Origin of the sequence: Pseudomonas sp. DSP3-2-3, from assembly GCF_049898225.1 — a bacterium.
Classification (GTDB): domain Bacteria; phylum Pseudomonadota; class Gammaproteobacteria; order Pseudomonadales; family Pseudomonadaceae; genus Aquipseudomonas.
This window is the reverse complement of the sequence record NZ_JAFCXH010000071.1, coordinates 1-2763: the sequence shown is the minus strand read 5'-3', so window position 1 is coordinate 2763 and position 2763 is coordinate 1. Positions and strand designations below refer to the sequence as shown.

Below are 2763 nucleotides of genomic sequence, written 5' to 3'. Positions count from 1 at the left end.
CACTGCCTATACCGTCGTGCGCCACGCGCTCGGCAATATCTCGCAAAGTGTTATCCGCCTGTAGCACAGTGTCACGAGCGTGCTGCTCGGCCGCACGAACGATGTTCGAGACCGAAATTTTGGCGGTGGCGACTCGCTCACGTGACGACTGGTTCATCTGCCAGCCTGTGGCGAAAACCAGTGAAATACAGACTAAGGCAATGAAGCCTATCAGCGCTTTGGATAACGCTTGGGGTGTAAGCCTTACTGCGACAGTCGAGATAGGCTTCAAAAGGATCGTCATCAAATTGGCGGTTTACCGATCTAATGCAGTTTCCGTACCGACCTGGGATCGTTTCAGTATGGAGCATCAACATGCGAATAAATGGAGATACGCTATCTAGCTGGGGTTGAGCTATCCATTCAGATAGCTTTTTCCTGAACCCAAAAATGAGCGAATGTTTGCGTTGAGTCAATTATAGGAAATTGGCGGCAGCAAATCCGTGAAGCATCTCCATCCTACTGAAAGTAAAGATGGATCGTCGTGCCTTGACCGACGACTGTTTTTTAACTTCCAGGCTGCCATACATGCATTGTCAAAATCTTTAGTCCATTGCCAGGCCCAATCCTGTAGCTTTGCTCGCATCTTTGGTGTGAAAAAGGTAGATAATGTTGTCGATCATGTCCTCGCTTATCCCATACCGATTGCTCGATACTGAATTACTTACGTACTCAGTGGTTTTTTGCCGAAGGCGAGTGTGCGGTGAAGAGGAGGGCTAGGAACAATATCCCGAGTCGAACGTCAGGTGCAGATCAGGCCCATGCCTCTAAATTTTGACCTCTTTACGGCTTTAGGTTACAAACACAACAGCAGGGCTATATTTACGTATTGCCCCGCAATTCTGAATGCCTGAGAATTTTTTAGCGAAACAGTGCTCCCAAATTCCATCGCGCCTGTCAGGTTGAGTGACTAACCTTGTAGCATCACCTAACATGATGCCTAGTTTGCTCCACCACGTATCCCAAGGAAGTCCCATGTCCCGTTTAGCCGAATACCGCAAGCTCGAACAACAACTCGCTGCCCAGCTCGCCGAGCTTGATGCAATGAAAAACGACTCAGGTCTTCAATCCGAGATGCAATTTGAGAGCAAACTACGCGGCCTGCTTGCTGAGTACGGCTACAGCTTGCGTGACGTGATCAGCCTGCTTGACCCTACGGCTGCCAAACGCGGCAAACCGGCTACGTTGGGTGCTCCAGAAAAACGTACTCGTCGAGCTCGTGAGCTGAAGGTCTATAACAACCCACACAACGGTGAAATCGTCGAGACGAAGGGCGGCAATCACAAGCTGCTGAGGGCCTGGAAGGACGAACATGGCTCGGATGTGGTTGAATCCTGGCTCGCCCACTGATCAGACTGACTGATTTTGTGACCGGTGAAGCCGCCTGAGGGCGGCTTTTTACTAGGGTTCGCTTGTCATTTGATTACGGTGAGTCGCTGGATGCCCCTGCCGAAAACGTTCACCGGAAAAAATAGGCTTCTGTTTAACCACGCCAGACTTTATAAGCGTACGCTTTCCAAGTATCCAATAGACTGCGACAATTCTTAAATTGACTCGTTTAAAGCAGCCAGTTGCCGTTGATCACTAAGACTGGAAGCTCTTTAGGTTTAGAACTAGGTTACAAGGACGACATGTTTAATGGAATCCCCATGGACACTTTACGGACTCCCAGCGAGGCGAAGCTCTGGCTTCAAAATCGGGGTATTTCCATACAAGCTTTCGCTCTAGCCCACAACCTCGACGCGCCTACCTGCTACCAGATTCTCGCTGGCCGCAAAAAAGGTTTACGGGGAAAGGCGCACGATGCAGCTGTGGCACTTGGCATCAAACCCCCGTCGGATGACTAGATCCGAACCCTTCAGTGGCACAGCCACAAAATGCGTTGCATGCACGATTAACTTTCGTAAAACGCTAGGCAAAAATCTGCCCCTCATCCAAATTCAAAAGTGTGAATTGTTCGCAAAACTTTCGCGAACTGAACAGCAATGCGACCCGATTTTGAACCCCGCTGGGTCGCCCACCTCACCACGCAGACGTGCGCTTCTTCGAACCGAGACTCAGGTAAATCGTAAATTGCAAACCACTGATTCACTGCTTCCAGATACGCGTCTGGGGAAGACGCATAAAACGAAAGCCAGAGACCAAATCGATCTGACTAAGAGACCTTATCTTCAACCTCTTCGCCAGGGGCAGCGCGCTGTTTTCGCCGCGCTTAACGTGATGGTTGTCTGAGAGTTTTGACGCCATGAGGTGGCGCCGATAGAACGTTTCGAGCCTGAACTTTCAGGAAAGCTTGACGGTCATGATACCGACACCTTCGTTGGGCATTCTTGGTGAAGAGTCGATATTTCGCTCTGACGGCTGTTTAGGACGCTAAGGATAATGATGATGCCTGCACTGGATGCCGTCTCCGAGAAAGAGAAGGGACTGAAAAGGCGCGCGACTGTTATATGCCGTCGCGATGGGCAGATTCTTTTTGTCCGCAAACGCAACGCAAAGTGGAATCTTCCGGGCGGTCGTGTCGAGCGGGGCGAGACGCCTCTCCAGGCTGCCATGCGCGAAATGGCAGAAGAAACCGGTCTGACTTTCGATCAGCTGTCTTATGTCTGCGTATTCCACGGCCATCCGGCCACTGATTCCATGAACATCCGGCCACCTATTCCACGGTGACCCGGCCACCCATTCCACGCACATCCGGCCACCCCAAAGGCAGGCAGCGACGCA

At 51.1% G+C, this 2763-nt stretch carries 3 protein-coding genes and 2 pseudogenes; 3 read left to right on the top strand and 2 right to left on the bottom strand.

The genetic code is table 11. The features are described from left to right. A pseudogene (locus ACP7E4_RS30350) lies at positions 1–283 on the bottom strand (diguanylate cyclase); the annotation flags it as partial. Positions 284–1014: 731 nt separating this feature from the next. On the opposite strand from ACP7E4_RS30350, the gene ACP7E4_RS30345 reads away from it, so the two are divergent. Then, positions 1015–1389: a histone-like nucleoid-structuring protein, MvaT/MvaU family gene (locus ACP7E4_RS30345; RefSeq protein WP_426119950.1), complete on the top strand. Its 375-nt coding sequence runs from the start codon at positions 1015–1017 to the stop codon at positions 1387–1389. 299 nt (positions 1390–1688) lie between these two features. Beyond that, complete coding sequence (locus ACP7E4_RS30340) at positions 1689–1886, top strand: DNA-binding protein (protein WP_426119948.1); 198 nt, start codon at positions 1689–1691, stop codon at positions 1884–1886. A gap of 83 nt (positions 1887–1969) precedes the next feature. Here the strand turns inward: ACP7E4_RS30340 and ACP7E4_RS30335 are convergent, their stop codons facing one another. After that, positions 1970–2140 (bottom strand): DUF815 domain-containing protein, encoded by a 171-nt coding sequence (locus ACP7E4_RS30335; RefSeq protein ID WP_426119952.1) that lies wholly within the window; start codon positions 2138–2140, stop codon positions 1970–1972. Between the two features lie 326 nt (positions 2141–2466). Here ACP7E4_RS30335 and ACP7E4_RS30330 point away from each other — a divergent pair. After that, positions 2467–2655 (top strand): annotated as a pseudogene (locus tag ACP7E4_RS30330) (NUDIX domain-containing protein); the annotation flags it as partial. Between the last annotated feature and the right edge of the window lie 108 nt (positions 2656–2763).

Excerpts from the sequence above, each read along its gene's own strand:
- ACP7E4_RS30345 (WP_426119950.1), top strand. The coding sequence starts at position 1,015 with ATGTCCCGTTTAGCCGAATACCGCAAGCTCGAACAACAACTCGCTGCC.
- ACP7E4_RS30340 (WP_426119948.1), top strand. The coding sequence starts at position 1,689 with ATGGACACTTTACGGACTCCCAGCGAGGCGAAGCTCTGGCTTCAAAAT.